This is a genomic window from Paracoccus salipaludis (genome assembly GCF_002287065.1).
In the GTDB taxonomy this organism is placed as follows: domain Bacteria; phylum Pseudomonadota; class Alphaproteobacteria; order Rhodobacterales; family Rhodobacteraceae; genus Paracoccus; species Paracoccus salipaludis.
Genome location: NZ_NSJZ01000027.1, coordinates 1 through 15535 on the forward strand (window position 1 = coordinate 1; position 15535 = coordinate 15535).

18 protein-coding genes and 1 riboswitch are annotated in these 15535 nt (G+C 62.4%); of the genes, 6 read left to right on the top strand and 12 right to left on the bottom strand.

The features are described 5' to 3' along the window. The 5 genes from CK240_RS19300 to CK240_RS16150 all read right to left on the bottom strand — a co-directional run. On the bottom strand, window positions 1-188 hold a 188-nt coding region (locus CK240_RS19300; RefSeq protein WP_476704011.1), incomplete at its 3' end, for a transposase. A gap of 586 nt (window positions 189-774) precedes the next feature. After that, complete coding sequence (locus tag CK240_RS18355) at window positions 775-1341, bottom strand: hypothetical protein (RefSeq protein WP_135058869.1); 567 nt, start codon at window positions 1339-1341, stop codon at window positions 775-777. Window positions 1342-1366: 25 nt separating this feature from the next. Beyond that, window positions 1367-1903: a hypothetical protein gene (locus CK240_RS18360; protein ID WP_135058870.1), complete on the bottom strand. Its 537-nt coding sequence runs from the start codon at window positions 1901-1903 to the stop codon at window positions 1367-1369. A gap of 84 nt (window positions 1904-1987) precedes the next feature. Further along, on the bottom strand, window positions 1988-2281 hold the full coding sequence (locus CK240_RS16145) for a type II toxin-antitoxin system RelE/ParE family toxin (protein ID WP_095641349.1): 294 nt from the start codon (window positions 2279-2281) through the stop codon (window positions 1988-1990). Further along, entirely contained in the window at window positions 2269-2553 is a 285-nt protein-coding gene (locus tag CK240_RS16150) for a CopG family ribbon-helix-helix protein (RefSeq protein WP_095641350.1), read from the bottom strand. Before CK240_RS16150 ends, CK240_RS16145 begins: the two co-directional genes overlap by 13 nt. Before the next feature lie 213 nt (window positions 2554-2766). Here CK240_RS16150 and CK240_RS16155 point away from each other — a divergent pair, with 213 nt between their 5' ends. Then, a complete protein-coding gene (locus tag CK240_RS16155) occupies window positions 2767-3540 on the top strand; it encodes an alpha/beta fold hydrolase (RefSeq protein WP_095641351.1) in 774 nt (257 codons plus the stop codon). A gap of 200 nt (window positions 3541-3740) precedes the next feature. Here CK240_RS16155 and CK240_RS16160 read toward each other — a convergent pair whose 3' ends face one another. From CK240_RS16160 to CK240_RS19025, 4 genes are all read right to left on the bottom strand, one after another. Further along, window positions 3741-4058, bottom strand: a complete 318-nt coding sequence (locus CK240_RS16160) for a hypothetical protein (RefSeq protein WP_135058871.1) — start codon at window positions 4056-4058, stop codon at window positions 3741-3743. A gap of 8 nt (window positions 4059-4066) precedes the next feature. Next, window positions 4067-4300: a zinc finger domain-containing protein gene (locus CK240_RS16165; RefSeq protein WP_095641353.1), complete on the bottom strand. Its 234-nt coding sequence runs from the start codon at window positions 4298-4300 to the stop codon at window positions 4067-4069. Window positions 4301-4401: 101 nt separating this feature from the next. After that, window positions 4402-6267 (bottom strand): ParB/RepB/Spo0J family partition protein, encoded by a 1866-nt coding sequence (locus CK240_RS16170; protein WP_095641354.1) that lies wholly within the window; start codon window positions 6265-6267, stop codon window positions 4402-4404. Between the two features lie 82 nt (window positions 6268-6349). Beyond that, window positions 6350-6814 (bottom strand): DUF3768 domain-containing protein, encoded by a 465-nt coding sequence (locus CK240_RS19025; RefSeq protein ID WP_205957882.1) that lies wholly within the window; start codon window positions 6812-6814, stop codon window positions 6350-6352. Between the two features lie 836 nt (window positions 6815-7650). Further along, a riboswitch (TPP riboswitch) is annotated at window positions 7651-7770 on the top strand. An 80-nt stretch (window positions 7771-7850) separates the two neighbouring features. On the opposite strand from CK240_RS19025, the gene thiC reads away from it, so the two are divergent. Further along, window positions 7851-9656, top strand: a complete 1806-nt coding sequence (gene thiC, locus CK240_RS16180) for a phosphomethylpyrimidine synthase ThiC (protein WP_095641355.1) — start codon at window positions 7851-7853, stop codon at window positions 9654-9656. Window positions 9657-9792: 136 nt separating this feature from the next. Beyond that, window positions 9793-10251: an NUDIX hydrolase gene (locus CK240_RS16185; protein ID WP_095641356.1), complete on the top strand. Its 459-nt coding sequence runs from the start codon at window positions 9793-9795 to the stop codon at window positions 10249-10251. Between the two features lie 289 nt (window positions 10252-10540). Here CK240_RS16185 and CK240_RS16190 read toward each other — a convergent pair whose 3' ends face one another. Next, window positions 10541-11590 carry an IS110 family RNA-guided transposase gene (locus CK240_RS16190; protein ID WP_167650085.1) on the bottom strand — a complete coding sequence of 350 codons (1050 nt, stop codon included), beginning with the start codon at window positions 11588-11590 and terminating at the stop codon, window positions 10541-10543. A gap of 523 nt (window positions 11591-12113) precedes the next feature. On the opposite strand from CK240_RS16190, the gene CK240_RS16195 reads away from it, so the two are divergent. Beyond that, complete coding sequence (locus tag CK240_RS16195; RefSeq protein ID WP_095641358.1) at window positions 12114-12332, top strand: DUF3072 domain-containing protein; 219 nt, start codon at window positions 12114-12116, stop codon at window positions 12330-12332. A 69-nt stretch (window positions 12333-12401) separates the two neighbouring features. Here CK240_RS16195 and CK240_RS16200 read toward each other — a convergent pair whose 3' ends face one another. Continuing rightward, the gene (locus CK240_RS16200; protein ID WP_095641359.1) at window positions 12402-13496 is read right to left on the bottom strand and encodes a Y-family DNA polymerase; all 1095 of its coding nucleotides are present in this window, start codon (window positions 13494-13496) and stop codon (window positions 12402-12404) included. A 222-nt stretch (window positions 13497-13718) separates the two neighbouring features. On the opposite strand from CK240_RS16200, the gene CK240_RS16205 reads away from it, so the two are divergent. Further along, window positions 13719-14381 carry a GNAT family N-acetyltransferase gene (locus tag CK240_RS16205; protein WP_095641360.1) on the top strand — a complete coding sequence of 221 codons (663 nt, stop codon included), beginning with the start codon at window positions 13719-13721 and terminating at the stop codon, window positions 14379-14381. Further along, the gene (locus CK240_RS16210; RefSeq protein WP_095641361.1) at window positions 14378-15157 is read left to right on the top strand and encodes an isocitrate lyase/PEP mutase family protein; all 780 of its coding nucleotides are present in this window, start codon (window positions 14378-14380) and stop codon (window positions 15155-15157) included. The genes CK240_RS16205 and CK240_RS16210 overlap by 4 nt, the downstream gene beginning before the upstream one ends. A 129-nt stretch (window positions 15158-15286) precedes the next feature. On the opposite strand, the gene CK240_RS16215 is transcribed toward CK240_RS16210, so the two are convergent. Further along, the coding region (locus tag CK240_RS16215) for an integrase core domain-containing protein (RefSeq protein ID WP_167650086.1) at window positions 15287-15535 on the bottom strand (249 nt) is incomplete at its 5' end.

The following is a 15535-nucleotide window of genomic DNA, read 5'->3' on the forward strand; positions in this document are numbered from 1 at the left end:
ATCGTCGAGCGCGGCTCTCTCGGCCCGGTCTTGAGGTCCTCGACCGTCTGGCGCTTGCGCCATTTAGCAACGGTCTTCGGGTTGATCCCAAGATCCCGGCTCAACGTCGCGAGCGAAGCTTGCGATCGTTGTATTGCAGCTCTGACGGCGTGCGTGGTCGTGGCGCTTCCGTGACGAACCTGGCCCATAATGCTTCCTTCCATTCCTGAGAAAGGATCGCACCATCAAACCGTGGGATCAAACACCTAGCCACGCGACTCAAACTTGGGTGCCATTTATAGCCGCGTTCTTAGTCTCCTACGCCCTGACCAGGCGCAAGGCACGGTTCTTTGGGGCGGTTGCCATGTATGTCGCGTTTCTCGTTTGGTCGTTGGGCATGGTGATGTTGCACACGTTACTTGCTGAGGATGAACTGGCAGCGTCGAAATCGTCATGTTGGCAACGGCGCCACTTGGCAAGGACTATGGTCGCGAGCTCGGCGCCTTCTGAGTTAAGCCGGGCTAGCGTTCGTTTGTCAGGCAAGTCGTCTGAACGCGGACAGTCAGCTTTCCACCCCAAATCAGACCTCGATCGTCGCCGCAGCGAGCGGCCGCTTCGTCCGCAAAGCTGCCATGCACCCTAACCACGGATGCAAATGCTTTTCCGGGGTATGACTCACGGCTTTTGAGCATTGCTGCCCTACGCAGACCAGTTCCCAAAAGCAAAGCCTCAGCGCAGGCTTTGCGAAAACGCGACGACAAAGATTCCCTCACTGAGCCTTCAACCTTCAGAGGCTCAGTCGATCGGAACTATCGCGGTTTGGCCGTTACGAGCAGGCTGATGCTCGGAAGCGACATAGCGCTGGGTGATGATCATTCCCGGTGTCACAACGAGCACGAGGCCACGATCGGGAACTTCCCATAGGTGCGGGAAGGCCACGCTGCGGCCGTCGATGAGGATCTGTTCATGCACTCCCGGCACCTGCCGCAGGTTCGGCTGCGCCCCAAGAACAGCCAGCATTGCTTCGGGGCGACCGGTCGGTGCCCTCTGCACAGTGCACTGAGGGACAGGCCCGCTGGTGCGGACAAGGATGTTGACACCACTCGGAACCGCAAAGGCGCGTTTGCCACTGAGCTCGGGGATTTCTTGTCCACCAGCGGCAAGGATCGCACTTGCACTACCCGAGAAGCTCGGCCCGTAAGGTATGCAATACCGCTGCGCCGCATCCAGAGCAGTCGAGAACTGACCGCCACCACCTGTAGCAGTAATGTTGCCCCCGAGCGAGGTGACGACAGGGCCTGGGGCAGCACAACCTGCGAGCAGGCCGGCTGCGGCTATCGTGCGGATGAGCGGCAAGATCAATCTGGAAACTCCTGTGACATTTCCGTTAGTCGGATACTCGAAGAACTGCGGGAGGCACATAAACTGGCCGGGAACCATCAGGATTGGGCGGGTAGCCGGACACCCAATCTTCCGGGTAGTGCTGGAAACATGCGCAGCTTGCTCGTGTCCCTTCCTCGCGTCTGACTTTTCCCTCGATGACTGCAAGTCCCGGCACTGACTGGGCTGCCGCTGCAAGGTTTGCAGGTGTTGTCAGGGCACCTGTCTTTCGGAGCGCATCGATCCGCTTTCGCAGGTCTCCCGGACCATCGGTTTGTTCGACGCGAGTAATCTGGGCGGTTTTGCAGTTGAGCATGGAATAACGTCCATATTCCGGTCCTTCACCGACCGAGACCAGCGTGTAGAGGCCAACATTACTGTTGCCCAAGTCTTCGGGAGGAAGTTCGTAGCTCGTGCTGCCCCAGATGGCTTCAACCCGCCCGCACTGGCTTGTCGTGGAAGCCTGCTGGAGACGACCATCCTCCGTAACGCAGGCAGCAAGGAGAATGCAGGCCGGCATGGCAAGGAAGGCTGATATGTTCATCAAGAAGCTGCCTCCATGTGAGCATGGATACTCTGTATGGCCGCAAGTGCGATGCCAACAGTAGCCCCACAGCCGCCTTCCGGTTCAGAAATACCCGGCTTCACGTTGATGCCTGACTGCGAGCACCACAGCCAGATCGCCGTCCACACGGTAAAGAACGACATAGCCGCTGTCCCCGAAGGGGATCAGCCATTCCCGGAACTCCGGGTCCATCTTGTCGGCCGGGCGCCCGACGCCCGGATGCGCGGCCACGATCTTCATTCCTTCGCGGATCGCGCGCACGGCACGGGACGCCGCATCCGGGTTCTTGGGTGCAAGAAAGCGATAACACCGCTGGACGCCCTGCAGGGCCTCTGGCGTCCAGATCAGTTTTGGCATTCAGGCGCTTCGACATCCTGGCCGGCCTCAAGCCGCGCCAACCAAGCGTCCGCTTCGGCATGGGTCACATGCAGGCCAGAAGCTTGATAGGCAGACCAGGCGGCCAGGGCCTCCTGCCGGAAGGCCTCGCGCTTTTCCTCACGCTCGACGTACTGGGTGATGGCTTCGCGCATCAGGTAGTGCGGGGAACGGTGCTGTGCTTTGGCAAGCTCCCGAACCCGGGCGTGAACTTCGGGGTTCAGCTTCACGGCGACAGGATGAGCGACAGGCATGGAACCACCTTCGGTATCAAAAGGTAATACCCAAGATAGCACATCCTGACCCGCACACCAGACCCTATGTTCCTTCTAACGGGAACGACTCAGCAGGGAGCCAGAGCGGTTACCATGCTCTTGGAGGGTACGCCTCATGCGCTTTGAGCCCGAAGCCGTCATTGACCCAGCCCTTTGGGCCGCTCATACCGTATGGAAACGAAAGGAGAACCCATGCGCCGCGGCAGCTTTGAACACGATAACCTCATCTTCTCGTTTCTTGACAGCGGCGGCGACGGAAAGCCGTTGCTTGCCTTGCACGGGCACTGGATGGGGGCTTCTGATTTCGAGGATCTTGCGGCTGATCTCGCGCCGATGTGGAGGGTCGTGGCCCTCGACCAGCGTGGCTTCGGTGAGAGCGACCACACGGACCGGCATGCGCTGCTAGCCTATGTCAGCGATGCCCTTGCCCTTCTGGATCACCTTGGGATCACGGCTCCGATGCCGGTAATCGGCCACTCCTTTGGAGGTATCGTTGCCTACCACATGGCTGCGCAGCACCCGCAGCGGGTGGCCTGCATGGTCATCGAGGACATCGGTGTCGAGATCGAGGACGACTCCGCACCCTTCGTCACGCCTTGGGCTGGCACATATCGTCTGCGTGAAGAACTTGAGGCCAAGCTGGGTCCGCGTCTGGCTCCCTACCTGCAAAAATCCATTCAGCGCTGCCCCGAGGGATGGCGGCTCAACTTCGAGCCGGATGAGTTCCTGCGTTCGGAGCGGGCGACCAATGGCGATCATTGGTCCGTCTGGCTCGCCAGCCGATGCCCCGCTCTTGTCGTCGGGGGCCGGGCAAGCCGCGTCTGCGATTCAGAACACCTGAAGGCGATGGCCGATAAAAGAACGCACACGACGCTTGCCCTGCTGGATGCCGGCCACTCGGTCCATGTTGATGCGCGGAAGGAGTTCGCGAAAGCGTGCCAGACGTTCATGGGAAGCGCGCAATAGCAGCAGGCGAATGGCGGCTTCGTCCGCAATGCCGTCATAGATCGCTCAGATGAATTGCCGCGTAGCGGCTCCGCGCGAAGCGCACCGTCCCGGCCGGGCACGGGCGCAGTCTGTGGCCGGTCGGGACTACCCTGCCGCAAAAAAAAGGGCCCCGCACGAGGCGGTGCCAGTTGATCCTCCGTTGCAAGAAGGAAGGGGGGTCAGGCCGTGTTGCGGCCCTCGATGCGGCGAAGTCGGGCAAGCTGATTGTTGGCGTCCATGATCGCGGCGGTTGTCCAATGCCCCGCGCGCGCGCCGCGATAGGGTCGCCCAAAGCGACGGGAATGATGCAGAAGCGCGCGCAGGGACAGCAGGGTGGCGGCATCCAGCTCGATCACGACCAGCTCGTGCGGAAAGTGTTCGATGTGCCGGGCGCAGGCGGCGTTCATCTGGCGGCTGTGGCGCGGAATGTGTTCCAGCGTCCACGCCTGAGCGGTCCATTCGGGTAGGGTCCAGTCGATGCGTCTCCACGGCTGCATGATGGGCCTCAATCTCGGCTGCGGCCTTGCGGGTCGATCAGCCAGCCGGATGCGGCATGGATGATCGCTGCGGTGGGGCCGTGCTGCTCGATGAATACGCGGTCGGCCTCGGCGCGGCGGGCGGTGTGAAGATCAGCGGCCCTATGGCCGCTCGGGCGGCGGCACCACAGGCCGGGGGCCTTGCCGCAGGTGGGGCAGCGCACGGCGAGGACGGGGTGACGGTGGGCGGTGAAATCGGGCATGATCGCGGCACTCCTTTGCGGTGAACCGAAAGCAAGAAAAGTGACCGAGGCAGGTTCAGGCTGGACCGGGGCGGGCTGTCCCGCCCCGGTCTTTCATCCGGTCAGAAGCAGTCAGGCACCCAAGCGTCGATCCGCGCCTTCTTCTCGGCGTCGATCTTCCAAGCGGACTGATAGGCGGCGTCAGTGAACAGCCGCTCCATTCCTGCGGCCTTCTCGCCCTTCTTCTGGCTCTTGAACGCCTTGAAGCCGTTGCATTGCGGATCGCAGCCGGTCAGGTCCAAGTGCAGCGCGTCCAGATACTCGGCGCTGACGCGGCCAAAGAAGTTCTCGGCGGTCGGCGTCCAGACCTGACGGAGGCTGGCCTTCGTTTCGGCCTCGATCTTGGCGAAGATCGGATCGTGGTCGCTGTAGCGAAGGCTGCGGGCCAGCGCCAAGGCCAGCACGGCGTTGCGGTGCTTCTTGCCCTTGGCGCGGAAGGCGTCGAACGGATCGGCCTCGGGCGCGGCGTCCTCGTCCTCATCCTCGCGGCCAAGCAGGCGCGGATCGGGGGCGAAGCCGGTTTCCGTCGCGGGGGTGATCGGGCTTTCGTCCGTGCGGACGGCCAGCGGCCCGCCCCATTTCTGGGCGAGGGTGTAGGCCAGCAGGTCAAGCGCCAGTTCGGGCTTGTCGAGCATCGCGCCCTGCACGGCGGCGCTCCGCATGGCCTGCAAGTCCGCCACAAGCGCACCGCTGTAGGGCGATTTCGGCGCATCGTCCTTGGCGTTCTCGATCTGGTGGGCGGCGTGGCCGGTCAGAACCTCGGCCTCAATGGCCGCAGCGCGGTCCTCGGGACGGACATAGGGGCCGTCCATCCTAATCTGCCCATCTTGCCCCACGCACAGGAACCAGCCACCGAAGCGGCGCTGCTCGTCGGTGAAATCGCCATCAAGGATCGCCTGCAAGGCGTCGAGTTCCGCTTGCCCGTCCTCGTCCAGAACCTCGGCTTGGGCGAGTTCCGCCAGTTCGTCGCAGCGTTCGGCCTGTTCTTCGGTCAGGTCGCCCTCGACGCGGTAGAGCCGCGCCATCTTCTCGGCCATCTTGTAGGGCACCCACGCCTCGGCCAGCGTCTTGATCCACGCCCACTCCGCTTCCTTGGCATCGGCTTCCGCTTCCAGTTTCTCGGTAAAGAGACGGTCCAGCAGGTCGGCGTCGTGCAGCAGGGTCGCCTCGGCAAAGAGGTCAGCGGTCGCCCTGCCGCCTGCGGCGCGGTAGGCGTCGATCCCGACAAAGCGGGCGCGGCGGTCGGTCCCGCCATTGATCGCCTCGGGCTGCAACATCTGCTTGATGCGATGTTCGCTGACCTCGTGGCCCCTGATCTGGTCCAGAACGGTGAGGGCCAAGGCCTCGTCTTGGGCGATAGTGAACGCCTTGGCCGCGCCCAGGGTGATCTCGCCCGCTTTCAGCGCGTCCAGCACCGGGGCGGGCAGGGCGGCAAGGGCGAGGCGGCGATACACATGGGCCTCGGTGGTGCCAAAGGTGCGGGCGATGGTCGGCACGTCCGCGCCGCCCTCGCGCATCCGCCCGAAGGCGCGGATTTCGTCGGCAGGGTGCAGGTCCTCGCGGGCGGTGTTCTCGACGGCGGCCCAGGCGCGGGCGGTGGCTTCATCCGGGGCCAGACGGACAGGAACAAGGGCGAGGTCTGGGCGCTCGGCAGCCAGCGCGGGGTCGCGCTCAAGCGCCAGCCGGATCGCGCGCCAGCGGCGGCCACCGGCCACGACGCCAACCTTTCCGGCCTTATCGCGGAAACCGGCGATGGGCTGGATCAGGCCGATCATGGCGATGCTGTCGGCCAGCAGGGAGATGCCCTCGGGGTCAGCCTCCTGACGCGGGTTCATATCAGAGAGGTAGAGGTCAGCCAGCGAGATGCCTTCGACGGCGGGGGCCTCGATGCTACGGGTTTCACGGGGCAGGGCGGTGACATTGGACATGACGGGATTCCTTATGTGCAACGGTGATTGCTCTTGATCGGAGGTGCCCCGCCCCTCGTGGGGGCGAGGCGGGGTTTCCCGGTCAGTATTCGGAGGGGAACAGAATGGTCAGGACGCGGTGGGTCTTGGCCGGATCGCTCGGATCGTCGGATCCATACTCGCGGTCGGCGTCGTAATAGTCGATTTTCCAGTAGAGCTTTTCGCCCTGCACGGTGACGGTCCCGAAGTCGCGGGTGCCCCACGGGTCATTGTCCTCGAAAAACTCGGTGTCGAAGGCAGCGGCGAGGATGGCGCCGGTCACGAAGTCGCGGCCCCGGTCGCGGACGCCCGAGGTCACGACAACGGTGCCGGGGAAGGGGCATCCGCTCACGATCATGCCCGCGCGGAAGGAGTCGTTCTGGCGGGCGGTGGTGGCGGTCTTGTCGCTCGGGAAGTTCCGGGCGCTGCCGTGGATGCGGCACTTGGGGCACGCAGTTGGCAGGTCAACCGCCTCGAACCGATGGCCGCAGACGGAGCAGGTGAAGGTTTCAACGGTGGTCACGCTCATGTCGCGTCTCCTTTGCAACGGGGCGGCGGGGTCTGTTGCCCCGTTCCGCCGATGGGCGAGCCTTCCTGTTCTGCTGTCTCGAAAGGCCCATGCCTTTCGGAGAGCAGAGCGGGGAGGGCGCAGCCCTGCCCGCGGCCGCGGCCGAGACTGTCACGGGGTCGGGAACGCGGGGTGGTGCGGCCCGCAGACCGCGCTTGCGCGGGCGAGGACACGGCCCGCCTGGACGACGACGCCCGGGCACCGGGCGGCGCTTGCCCCTTGACTGGCTCGGGCACGGATGCGTGGCGGACCCCAAACACAAAGAGCATCGGACGGGAGTGAGCGGGCGACAGCCCGTCGATCTCCCGGAACGGCCAGAGGATCATCGCAGCCCGCGCAACCACGCGGGCTTCTCAAGCATCTTTCTTCCTTGTTGCCGCAGTATCAGGGGGGAGGGGCAGGCAGTTCTCCACAGCGGCTCGCCTCCCTTCGTTCCTCGGGGACACGTCCGGCTCGCCGCTGCCGGGCCGCTCTAGCGGCCCTTGGATAACTGACTGCGTCCGGGATCCTGCGCGAGGGATCGTTCCTTGACAACGGTTCGACCTGTCAACGTAAAACACTAGCGTCGTGTGATTTGACCAGCCGTAAAGCGACGGCTGGTTAGCGGGCGAAGCAGTCAGTCCCTCCACCCGCCACGACGCGGTATTGTTGACATGTACGATACCAAGTGGCCAACCCTCATAGGGGCTGTTGCAGGTTTCAGGATGGCACGACACCGGGAACTTTAACTGTTTGGATTATCAAAGCGTCGGCTTGGTCAGGACGATTGACAATAGAGGCACCGCTGCGCATCCTTACGTCCTCACCAGGGGTGTCCCGACAAGGGGCTGAGATACTGCTGGGCCGCAAGGCAGCGCAGTGACCCTACGAACCTGATCCAGTTCATGCTGGCGTAGGGACGGTGCGGATGCCTTGCCGGTCGCATGCGACCAGTGGGGCATTCTATTCCTTCCCGTCGGTGCTGGGTCTCCAATGCTGCGACGCGAGGAGCCTCGACATGACATCTAAAGAAACCTTGACGGTCACCACCGGACCACTGCCCGCCTCTGTCAAGGTGTTCAGGCCGGGCGTGCTGCACCCCGACATCCGTGTGCCCATGCGCGAGATCGCCTTGCATCCAAGCGCGGGCGAGCCGCCGGTGACGGTCTATGACTCCTCGGGTCCCTATACCGATCCGGCCGCCGAAATCGCGATCGAACGCGGCCTTCCGCGCCTGAGGGAAGGTTGGACGATGAGGCGTGGGGACGTGGAGTCCTACGAGGGGCGGCATGTGAAGCCCGAGGACAACGGTTTTGCCTCAGGCGACCGGCTAACACCCGAGTTTCCCATCCGCCACCGCCCCTTGCGGGCGCGGAACGGGAAAGCGGTCACCCAGCTTGCCTATGCCCGCGCGGGCATTGTCACACCTGAAATGGAGTTTGTCGCGATCCGCGAGAATTTAGGCCGCACCGCGATTCGAGAAATGATGGTGCGCGACGGCGAAAGCCTCGGCGCCGCCATCCCTGATTTCGTCACCCCCGAATTCGTGCGCGACGAGGTGGCGCGCGGACGGGCGGTAATCCCGGCCAATATCAACCATCCCGAAGCCGAGCCGATGATCATCGGTCGCAATTTCCTGGTCAAGATCAACGCCAATATCGGCAATTCGGCGGTAACCTCCTCGATGGCCGAAGAGGTCGAGAAGATGGTCTGGGCGACCCGCTGGGGCGCGGATACGGTGATGGACCTGTCCACGGGCCGCAACATCCACAACATCCGCGAATGGATCATCCGCAATTCGCCTGTGCCCATCGGCACCGTGCCGCTCTACCAGGCGTTGGAAAAGGTCGGCGGCATCGCCGAAGACCTGACATGGGAGGTCTTCCGCGACACGCTGATCGAACAGGCCGAGCAGGGGGTAGACTATTTCACCATCCATGCCGGGGTACGGCTGCACATGATCCCGCTCACGGTGGATCGCGTCACCGGCATCGTTTCGCGCGGCGGCTCAATCATGGCGAAATGGTGCCTGCACCACCACCGCGAAAGCTTCCTCTACGAGCGCTTCGACGAGATCTGTGACATCATGCGTGCCTATGATGTCAGCTTCAGCCTCGGCGACGGGCTTCGCCCCGGCTCCATCGCCGATGCCAATGACGCGGCGCAATTTGCTGAGCTGGAGACCTTGGGCGAGCTGACCAAGATCGCTTGGGGCAAGGACTGCCAGGTCATCATCGAAGGCCCTGGTCATGTGCCAATGCACAAGATCAAGGAGAACATGGACAAGCAGCTTGTCGTCTGCGGCGAGGCGCCGTTCTATACCCTCGGGCCGCTGACCACCGACATCGCGCCGGGATATGATCACATCACCTCGGGCATCGGCGCGGCGATGATCGGCTGGTTCGGCACAGCGATGCTCTGCTATGTCACGCCCAAGGAGCATCTGGGTCTGCCCGACCGCGATGACGTGAAGACGGGCGTCATCACCTACAAGATCGCCGCTCATGCCGCCGACCTAGCCAAGGGACATCCGGCGGCAAAGATCCGCGACGACGCCCTGTCGCGCGCCCGGTTCGAGTTCCGCTGGGAGGACCAGTTCAACCTGTCACTGGACCCCGAGACGGCGCGGGCCTTCCACGACGAAACCCTGCCGAAAGAGGCGCATAAGGTCGCCCATTTCTGCTCGATGTGTGGGCCGAAATTCTGCTCGATGCGAATTTCTCACGACATCCGCGCCGAGGCGCAGAAAGAGGGCATGGCCGCCATGGCGCAGAAATACCGCGAGGGCGGCGATCTTTACATGCCGGTGAGTGAGAAAGCCTGAGCGGATATAACCCCATGCGGTTTTGCCTGTGCGCGAGACCGCATGCTTCATGAGGTAATACAGTAATTATTGGCCCAACTCGCTGATAGCGACTTGGAGATGACCTATTTCTCGTCGGCTTAAGCAGGAGGCCAGCATGTCTGACATGATGCCCAAAGAGGTGATGAGTCCACTTCCGAAACGTCCAACCGTTGCGATAATCGCGACGGTGTTCAAGGATGGTCATGTGCTCCTGGTGCGGCGTGCGAACCCACCGGACGCTGGTCGATGGGGCTTCCCCGGGGGTAAAACAAACTTCGGGGAAACCATTGAAACCGCTGCCATCCGTGAACTTCTGGAAGAAACCGGGATAAATGCAACGGCGCAACGTGTCTTCACAGCCGTCGATGCCTTCGATTACGATGAATACGGTGTGCTGCGTCATCACTACGTTCTAGTGGCAGTCCTCTGCTCCTGGAAATCTGGCGAGCCCATTGCCGGTGATGATGCCTTAGAAGCCCGATGGATAGACCTAGACACGCTGGAGGACGGCAACCTTGCGCTCAGTCTCGATGTAGCGAAAGTTGCCCGACAAGGCGCGGCAATTGTCGCTTAAGCTAGCTGATGCAGTGTCTGAACGCCTGCTCAGGGCTCAAACTTCTCAAAGCAAGCATGCGGCATCAGACCACGCACGAACTGCGTAGGCTTGCATCGCATTCATCTCCACCGGGCACATGGTTCCTTACGAGGTCGGCAACTGCCGCCGCAAAATGGGCTTCGGTAGGGGACCGCCTCATTGTCACTCCGCGTGATCTTGTCGCAACGATCGCTACGAGGTCGGTCTCCCAACGTCCCGGCAGGGACTATCCGCCGGAGCGGATCCTGGTTAGCTGAAAGGGCTCAGGTCATGCTGCCTTCCCCTTCTGGCTGAATTCAAATTCGGTACCGTTGATCCAGATCGCATGCATGATGATCGCAAGCTTTCTTGCGACAGCCACCGCCGCACGCTTGAAGCCGCTGCGCTTGTAGACGCGGAGACCCCACGCCTTCAAAGCCGACCAACTGGCGGTCTTGGTCAGAACGACCGTCGCGGCCTGGTAGAGGTATGATCGCATCATCTTGTCAGGGGCGTGGCCGATCCCAGCAGACCAGCTGGCCTCTCCAGATTGTCGCACCCGGGGCGCAAGCCCAAGGTAGGGCCCAAGCTTGTTTGATGAGGAAAACCTCGCCGGATCATCGACGGCCGTCATGAAAGCCAGCGCCACGAGATAGCCGATCCCGGGAACGGTCATGATACGCCGGGCATCTGGATCGCGTTCTGCAATCTTCTTGAGCTCTTCCTCATACACGGCAATCTGGCGGGTCAGCGCTTCATGCACAGCCAGAAGAGGAGCGAGGAGAGGTCCAAACTGCGGGTTATCCTGGATGATCTCCTGAACCATTGCCGGAAACCTGCGGGTTGCGGTGCTGCCAGAAAACAAGCCGAAAGATTTTACAACACCCCGCATCTGATTGAGCACGTCTTTGCGCGAGACACGGAGCTGATATCGGGCGGTCAGAAGTGACCGGACATACTGGGTCTGTGGGCTGCGAACATTCGCCTCTTTGAACCAGCCAATCCGCATCAACTCCGCCAACCCTTGAGCGTCGTTCTTGTCCGTCTTGTTCTTCCTCATGGACAGGGCACGGTTCGCGTGACGCGCATCAATGCAGATCACGGGCAGCCCGCGCGCGCGTAACGCGCGCCAGAGCCATGGCGTCGTCGCCCCCGTCTCCATGCCGATGCGCTCACAGTTTGGAGCCTTGCGGCCGATAGTGTCGGCAAGTGCATCCGGGTCCGAGGCAACGGCGCCCTGGTACAGGCGCGTTCCGTCCTGATCGAGGATGCAGATATGCGTCTCGGCCAGCGAGATATCGAGGCCGACAAAGGTTGTGACAGGCGTCTTGTGATCCATTCCACCCTCCATTGCGACAGGTCCACATGCGCCAATCTATGAAGGCTGGGCGATGAACCGTTGTCACCCCATGTTACCCGCATGGGCCGAGACGCGCACAGCGCGGCTCGGGTGGAAACCGCTTGAGCGGTTGGAGCTAGAGCCTGGTCCCGGCAGGCCGGGACGCGCCCGACATCGCAGATGCCGTGGTGGAGGCATCAACGCGACGACCTGGCTTGCGCTGACGATGTGGATTGCAGCGGTGATCTCGCGTTGCGAGCGCGAAATTTCGGAGGTGAACCGGTCAATCCGGCTGCTGGAAAAAGGGATGACCGGCGCTGCATAGAGGCTGAACACGGACAGAAATGGTGCGCTCTGAAGGCTGCTGCCCCCACATTTCAGGATGGCTGGCGGCCTCAGTGTTCAAGACACGATGCGGAAAGCTTCGTCAGCTGGCGCTCCAGGCTGGCACCAGCAGAAGGCCTGACGGAACCCGGCCCCGCACGGTGGGTTTTCAGAAAGCACCACCAAAGGCGAGCGCGTCATGACCGACAAAGATCCCAAGGCCCATCCCACCGACAATGCCGAGAAGGATCCTGATACCTGGGTCAGCGGCGACGATCCGATGACCGGAGCGCAAGCATCCTATCTCAAGACGCTGAGCGAGCAGGCGGATGATCCGGAAGCCTATGACGAAACCATCAGCAAGGCCGAGGCCTCGAAGCGCATCGACGCGCTGAAGGCCAAATTGAACATGGAGTGAGTGGGTGGCCTGCCGGCGCCGCTCGCATCGTCTGCCCAGATCAGCTGAGCAAACCGCCGGTCGCTGCCGCTAAACCTGCACGGTCGGCAGATCGCTGATCCGGGTGGTGTAGCGCGGCGAGCGGTGCTCGGCGCGCAGGCCCCAACCACCTTCGAAGCCTTCGCGGCCCAGAACGACCGTCTTCTTGCCGAAGCGATCATTGAGTGCATCGAGCGCGTCTGTCAGGCGCGCATCGCGTGGCCGGTCAGACTGGAACAGCATGGCTGGCCGGTCGGCCTCGGCCAGCAGGTCGTCGAGGATGACGCCCGCCTTGGTGTAGCCGCAACCGTTGCCGGACGGATCGCCGCGCCAGCCTCGGCGCGCGGCGGAGACGGCGGCATCCACCAGGTCAAAGGTGTGGTTGGACATGGGCCGCAGCCGCACGCTTCGCGAAGCGGAATGCTGCGGGCGATCCGGCTTGTGCGGGTTGGTGTGGAAAAAGACGGTCAGCGTTCCGGCGACAAGCCCATGCTGACGCAGCTTCTCGGCCGCGCAGGTGGCGTGAGCGGTGACGGCCTGCGCCAGCACGTCGAATGTCGTCATGGGCGTGCCCGAGGATCGGGTCACGGCCATGCCCTTGCGCTGCGGCGGCACATCCTCGAAGTCGATGCAGGCGATGCCGCGCAGTTCGGCCACCAGCCTTTCGAGAACAACGGTGCCGATCTTGCGGGACAGCGCCATTGGCATGTCGCGCAGCGCAGCCGCGGATTTCACGCCCTGGGCGATCAGCTTGGCCTCGGTCGCCGGGCCGACGCCCCATATCTCCCCGATGGGAATGCGGCTCATCACATAGTCCCGGACCTGGGGGTTCATGAGATTGCAGACGCCCCCGAAGATCGGGTTCTTCTTGGCCGCATGGTTCGCCAGCTTGGCGAGGGTCTTTGTGGGCGCAATGCCAACGCAGGTCGGGATGCCCACTTGCGTCCGCACCGCCTGCCGCATCCGGGCCGCGTGCGCCTCCATGCGGTCGCCAAAGCCGGACAGGTCAACGAAGGTCTCGTCGATCGAATACACGTCGAGGCGCGGCGAGTAGCCGTGCAGGACTTGCGTCACGCGCGCAGAAAGGTCGCCGTTTATGTGGAATAGAAGATTGGCTGCATGACGAAGTATCCAGCTAGTGTTCACCTACTGACATAGGATAACCCGATGGAGGCTGGGCATCGGGCTCGGAGCCGACAGCCTCGGGCGAAGCGCTCAAGTGACAGCTCCGAGCCCAAAGCTGCCTCCGGGCGTCGACACACGCTGAAGAACAGCCTTCTAAAATAACTGCAGTTTCTCTAAAAATTGCTTCATCCAGCAGGCGGTTTTGTTCTGCCAGCACCGAACACAGAGGAAGGACACAGCGTCATGGATCTGGCAGACTGGTCGGCACGGCCGCGCCCCGCGCGGGCGCCATTGGAGGGGCGTTATGTGCGGCTGGAGCCATTGGAACATGAGCACGCCGACACGCTCTACCAAGCCGCATCAGCCGAGGGTGCAGAGGACCGATTTCGCTGGCTGTTCGAAAGTGCCCCTCAAAACCGCGCCGAATTTGACGCCTGGATGGCGCACGCATCAGCCTCGACCGATCCCCTGTTCTTTGCTGTGATTGACAAGGAGACGGGCCGTGCTGAAGGCCGACAGGCCTTGATGCGGATTGACCAGGCCCACGGCGTCATCGAGATCGGCAACATCATGTGGGGGCCTGCGCTTCAGCAAACGCGCATGGCGACCGAGGCGCTGTTCCTGTTTGCCGACCATATCTTTGCCCTCGGCTACCGGCGGTTCGAGTGGAAGTGCAACGACATGAACGCGCCTTCCAAGCGCGCGGCCCTACGCTTCGGTTTTCGCCCCGAGGGCGTGTTCCGTCAGCACATGGTCGTCAAGAGCGCCAATCGCGACACCGCCTGGTTCGCTATGACCGACCAAGACTGGCAGCACCTGCGACCAACCTACGAGACGTGGCTGTCGTCTGACAACTTCGACACGGGCGGGCGGCAAGTTCGGAAGCTAGAGGAATGTCGGCTATGACAACGGAGCTCGCTGTTTCAGAAAAACGCGTTGCTTTTCGAAAGGTGCATGACAGCGGGTTTTTCCTTCTGCCCAACGCCTGGGATGCTGGAAGCGCAGTTCGCCTTACCAGGGCCGGATTTCGCGCGATCGCTTCAACCAGTGCCGGTGCAGCTTGGGCGGCAGGCAAGGAGGATGGAGAGCTCGGCCTTGATGAAGTGCTCGATCATCTGCGGATGCTGGTATCGGCCACCCCCCTGCCGGTGAATGCTGATTTCGAGAACGGCTTTGCGGATCGGCCCGAAGATGTGGCGCATAACGTCTCGCTCGCCGTTGAAAGAGGCGTTGCCGCCATCTCCATCGAGGATTGGTCCGGAAGCCTGATGTATGAAACCGGGTTGGCGGTCGAACGCCTGCAGGCCGCTCGTGCGGCAATCGACGCCATCGACCCTACGGCCATGCTGGTTGGCCGAAACGAAAACTTCCGCGTGCCTGGCATGTCGGCCGCCGAAAGCATCGCCCGCGCCGTGGCTTACGCGGGAGCCGGCGCAGATTGTCTGTTTGTTCCGTTCATCCGCGACAAGGGCGTGGTGGTCGAACTGGTCGCAGCAGTTGCACCAAAGCCGGTCAATGTTGTTGTCCATGACTATGACGACAATATTCGTGCCTTTGCCGCGCTCGGCGTGCGGCGCTGCAGTGTCGGGGGCAGCCTTGCCAAGAGGGCTTGGGCGGCCTTCGACGACGCGGCTATGGTCCTCAGGAGATGCGAAAGCGAAGCCGTCAGCCGCACAGATTGATCATGATCGCTTGCACAGTCTTATCTGACTGAGGGGCTGCTTTGTCCGCATTGCTGCCTTTCGAAACTTAACTCGCTAAACCAACGGCGAACCGCAACGGACTGGAAACTATCCGTCAGGTGGCGAACACTAGGTGTTCAGTCCCGGCATCTGGTGGATCGGATTTAGGATGAATCTGTCTGGCTCGGATGTCCAGATCTTGCAGATGTATTCATACGGTGTGAGCCCGCCGAGGGTCTTGAGCCGGCGGGCGAAGTTGTAGGCTGCCATGAAGTCTGACAGGTGGGTGCGGAGCTGGTCGTGATCGTCGTAATGGAAGCGTTTGACGGTCGCGTCCTTGATCGTGCGGTTCATTCGCTCGACCTGGCCGTTGGTCCA

Bases quoted from the DNA above. Each gene is read 5' to 3' on its own strand.
- CK240_RS18360 (WP_135058870.1), bottom strand. From the start codon at position 1,903: ATGAACATATCAGCCTTCCTTGCCATGCCGGCCTGCATTCTCCTTGCT.
- CK240_RS16145 (WP_095641349.1), bottom strand. From the start codon at position 2,281: ATGCCAAAACTGATCTGGACGCCAGAGGCCCTGCAGGGCGTCCAGCGG.
- CK240_RS16150 (WP_095641350.1), bottom strand. From the start codon at position 2,553: ATGCCTGTCGCTCATCCTGTCGCCGTGAAGCTGAACCCCGAAGTTCAC.
- CK240_RS16155 (WP_095641351.1), top strand. From the start codon at position 2,767: ATGCGCCGCGGCAGCTTTGAACACGATAACCTCATCTTCTCGTTTCTT.
- CK240_RS16160 (WP_135058871.1), bottom strand. From the start codon at position 4,058: ATGCAGCCGTGGAGACGCATCGACTGGACCCTACCCGAATGGACCGCT.
- CK240_RS16165 (WP_095641353.1), bottom strand. From the start codon at position 4,300: ATGCCCGATTTCACCGCCCACCGTCACCCCGTCCTCGCCGTGCGCTGC.
- CK240_RS16170 (WP_095641354.1), bottom strand. From the start codon at position 6,267: ATGTCCAATGTCACCGCCCTGCCCCGTGAAACCCGTAGCATCGAGGCC.
- CK240_RS19025 (WP_205957882.1), bottom strand. From the start codon at position 6,814: ATGAGCGTGACCACCGTTGAAACCTTCACCTGCTCCGTCTGCGGCCAT.
- thiC (WP_095641355.1), top strand. From the start codon at position 7,851: ATGACATCTAAAGAAACCTTGACGGTCACCACCGGACCACTGCCCGCC.
- CK240_RS16185 (WP_095641356.1), top strand. From the start codon at position 9,793: ATGTCTGACATGATGCCCAAAGAGGTGATGAGTCCACTTCCGAAACGT.
- CK240_RS16190 (WP_167650085.1), bottom strand. From the start codon at position 11,590: ATGGATCACAAGACGCCTGTCACAACCTTTGTCGGCCTCGATATCTCG.
- CK240_RS16195 (WP_095641358.1), top strand. From the start codon at position 12,114: ATGACCGACAAAGATCCCAAGGCCCATCCCACCGACAATGCCGAGAAG.
- CK240_RS16205 (WP_095641360.1), top strand. From the start codon at position 13,719: ATGGATCTGGCAGACTGGTCGGCACGGCCGCGCCCCGCGCGGGCGCCA.
- CK240_RS16210 (WP_095641361.1), top strand. From the start codon at position 14,378: ATGACAACGGAGCTCGCTGTTTCAGAAAAACGCGTTGCTTTTCGAAAG.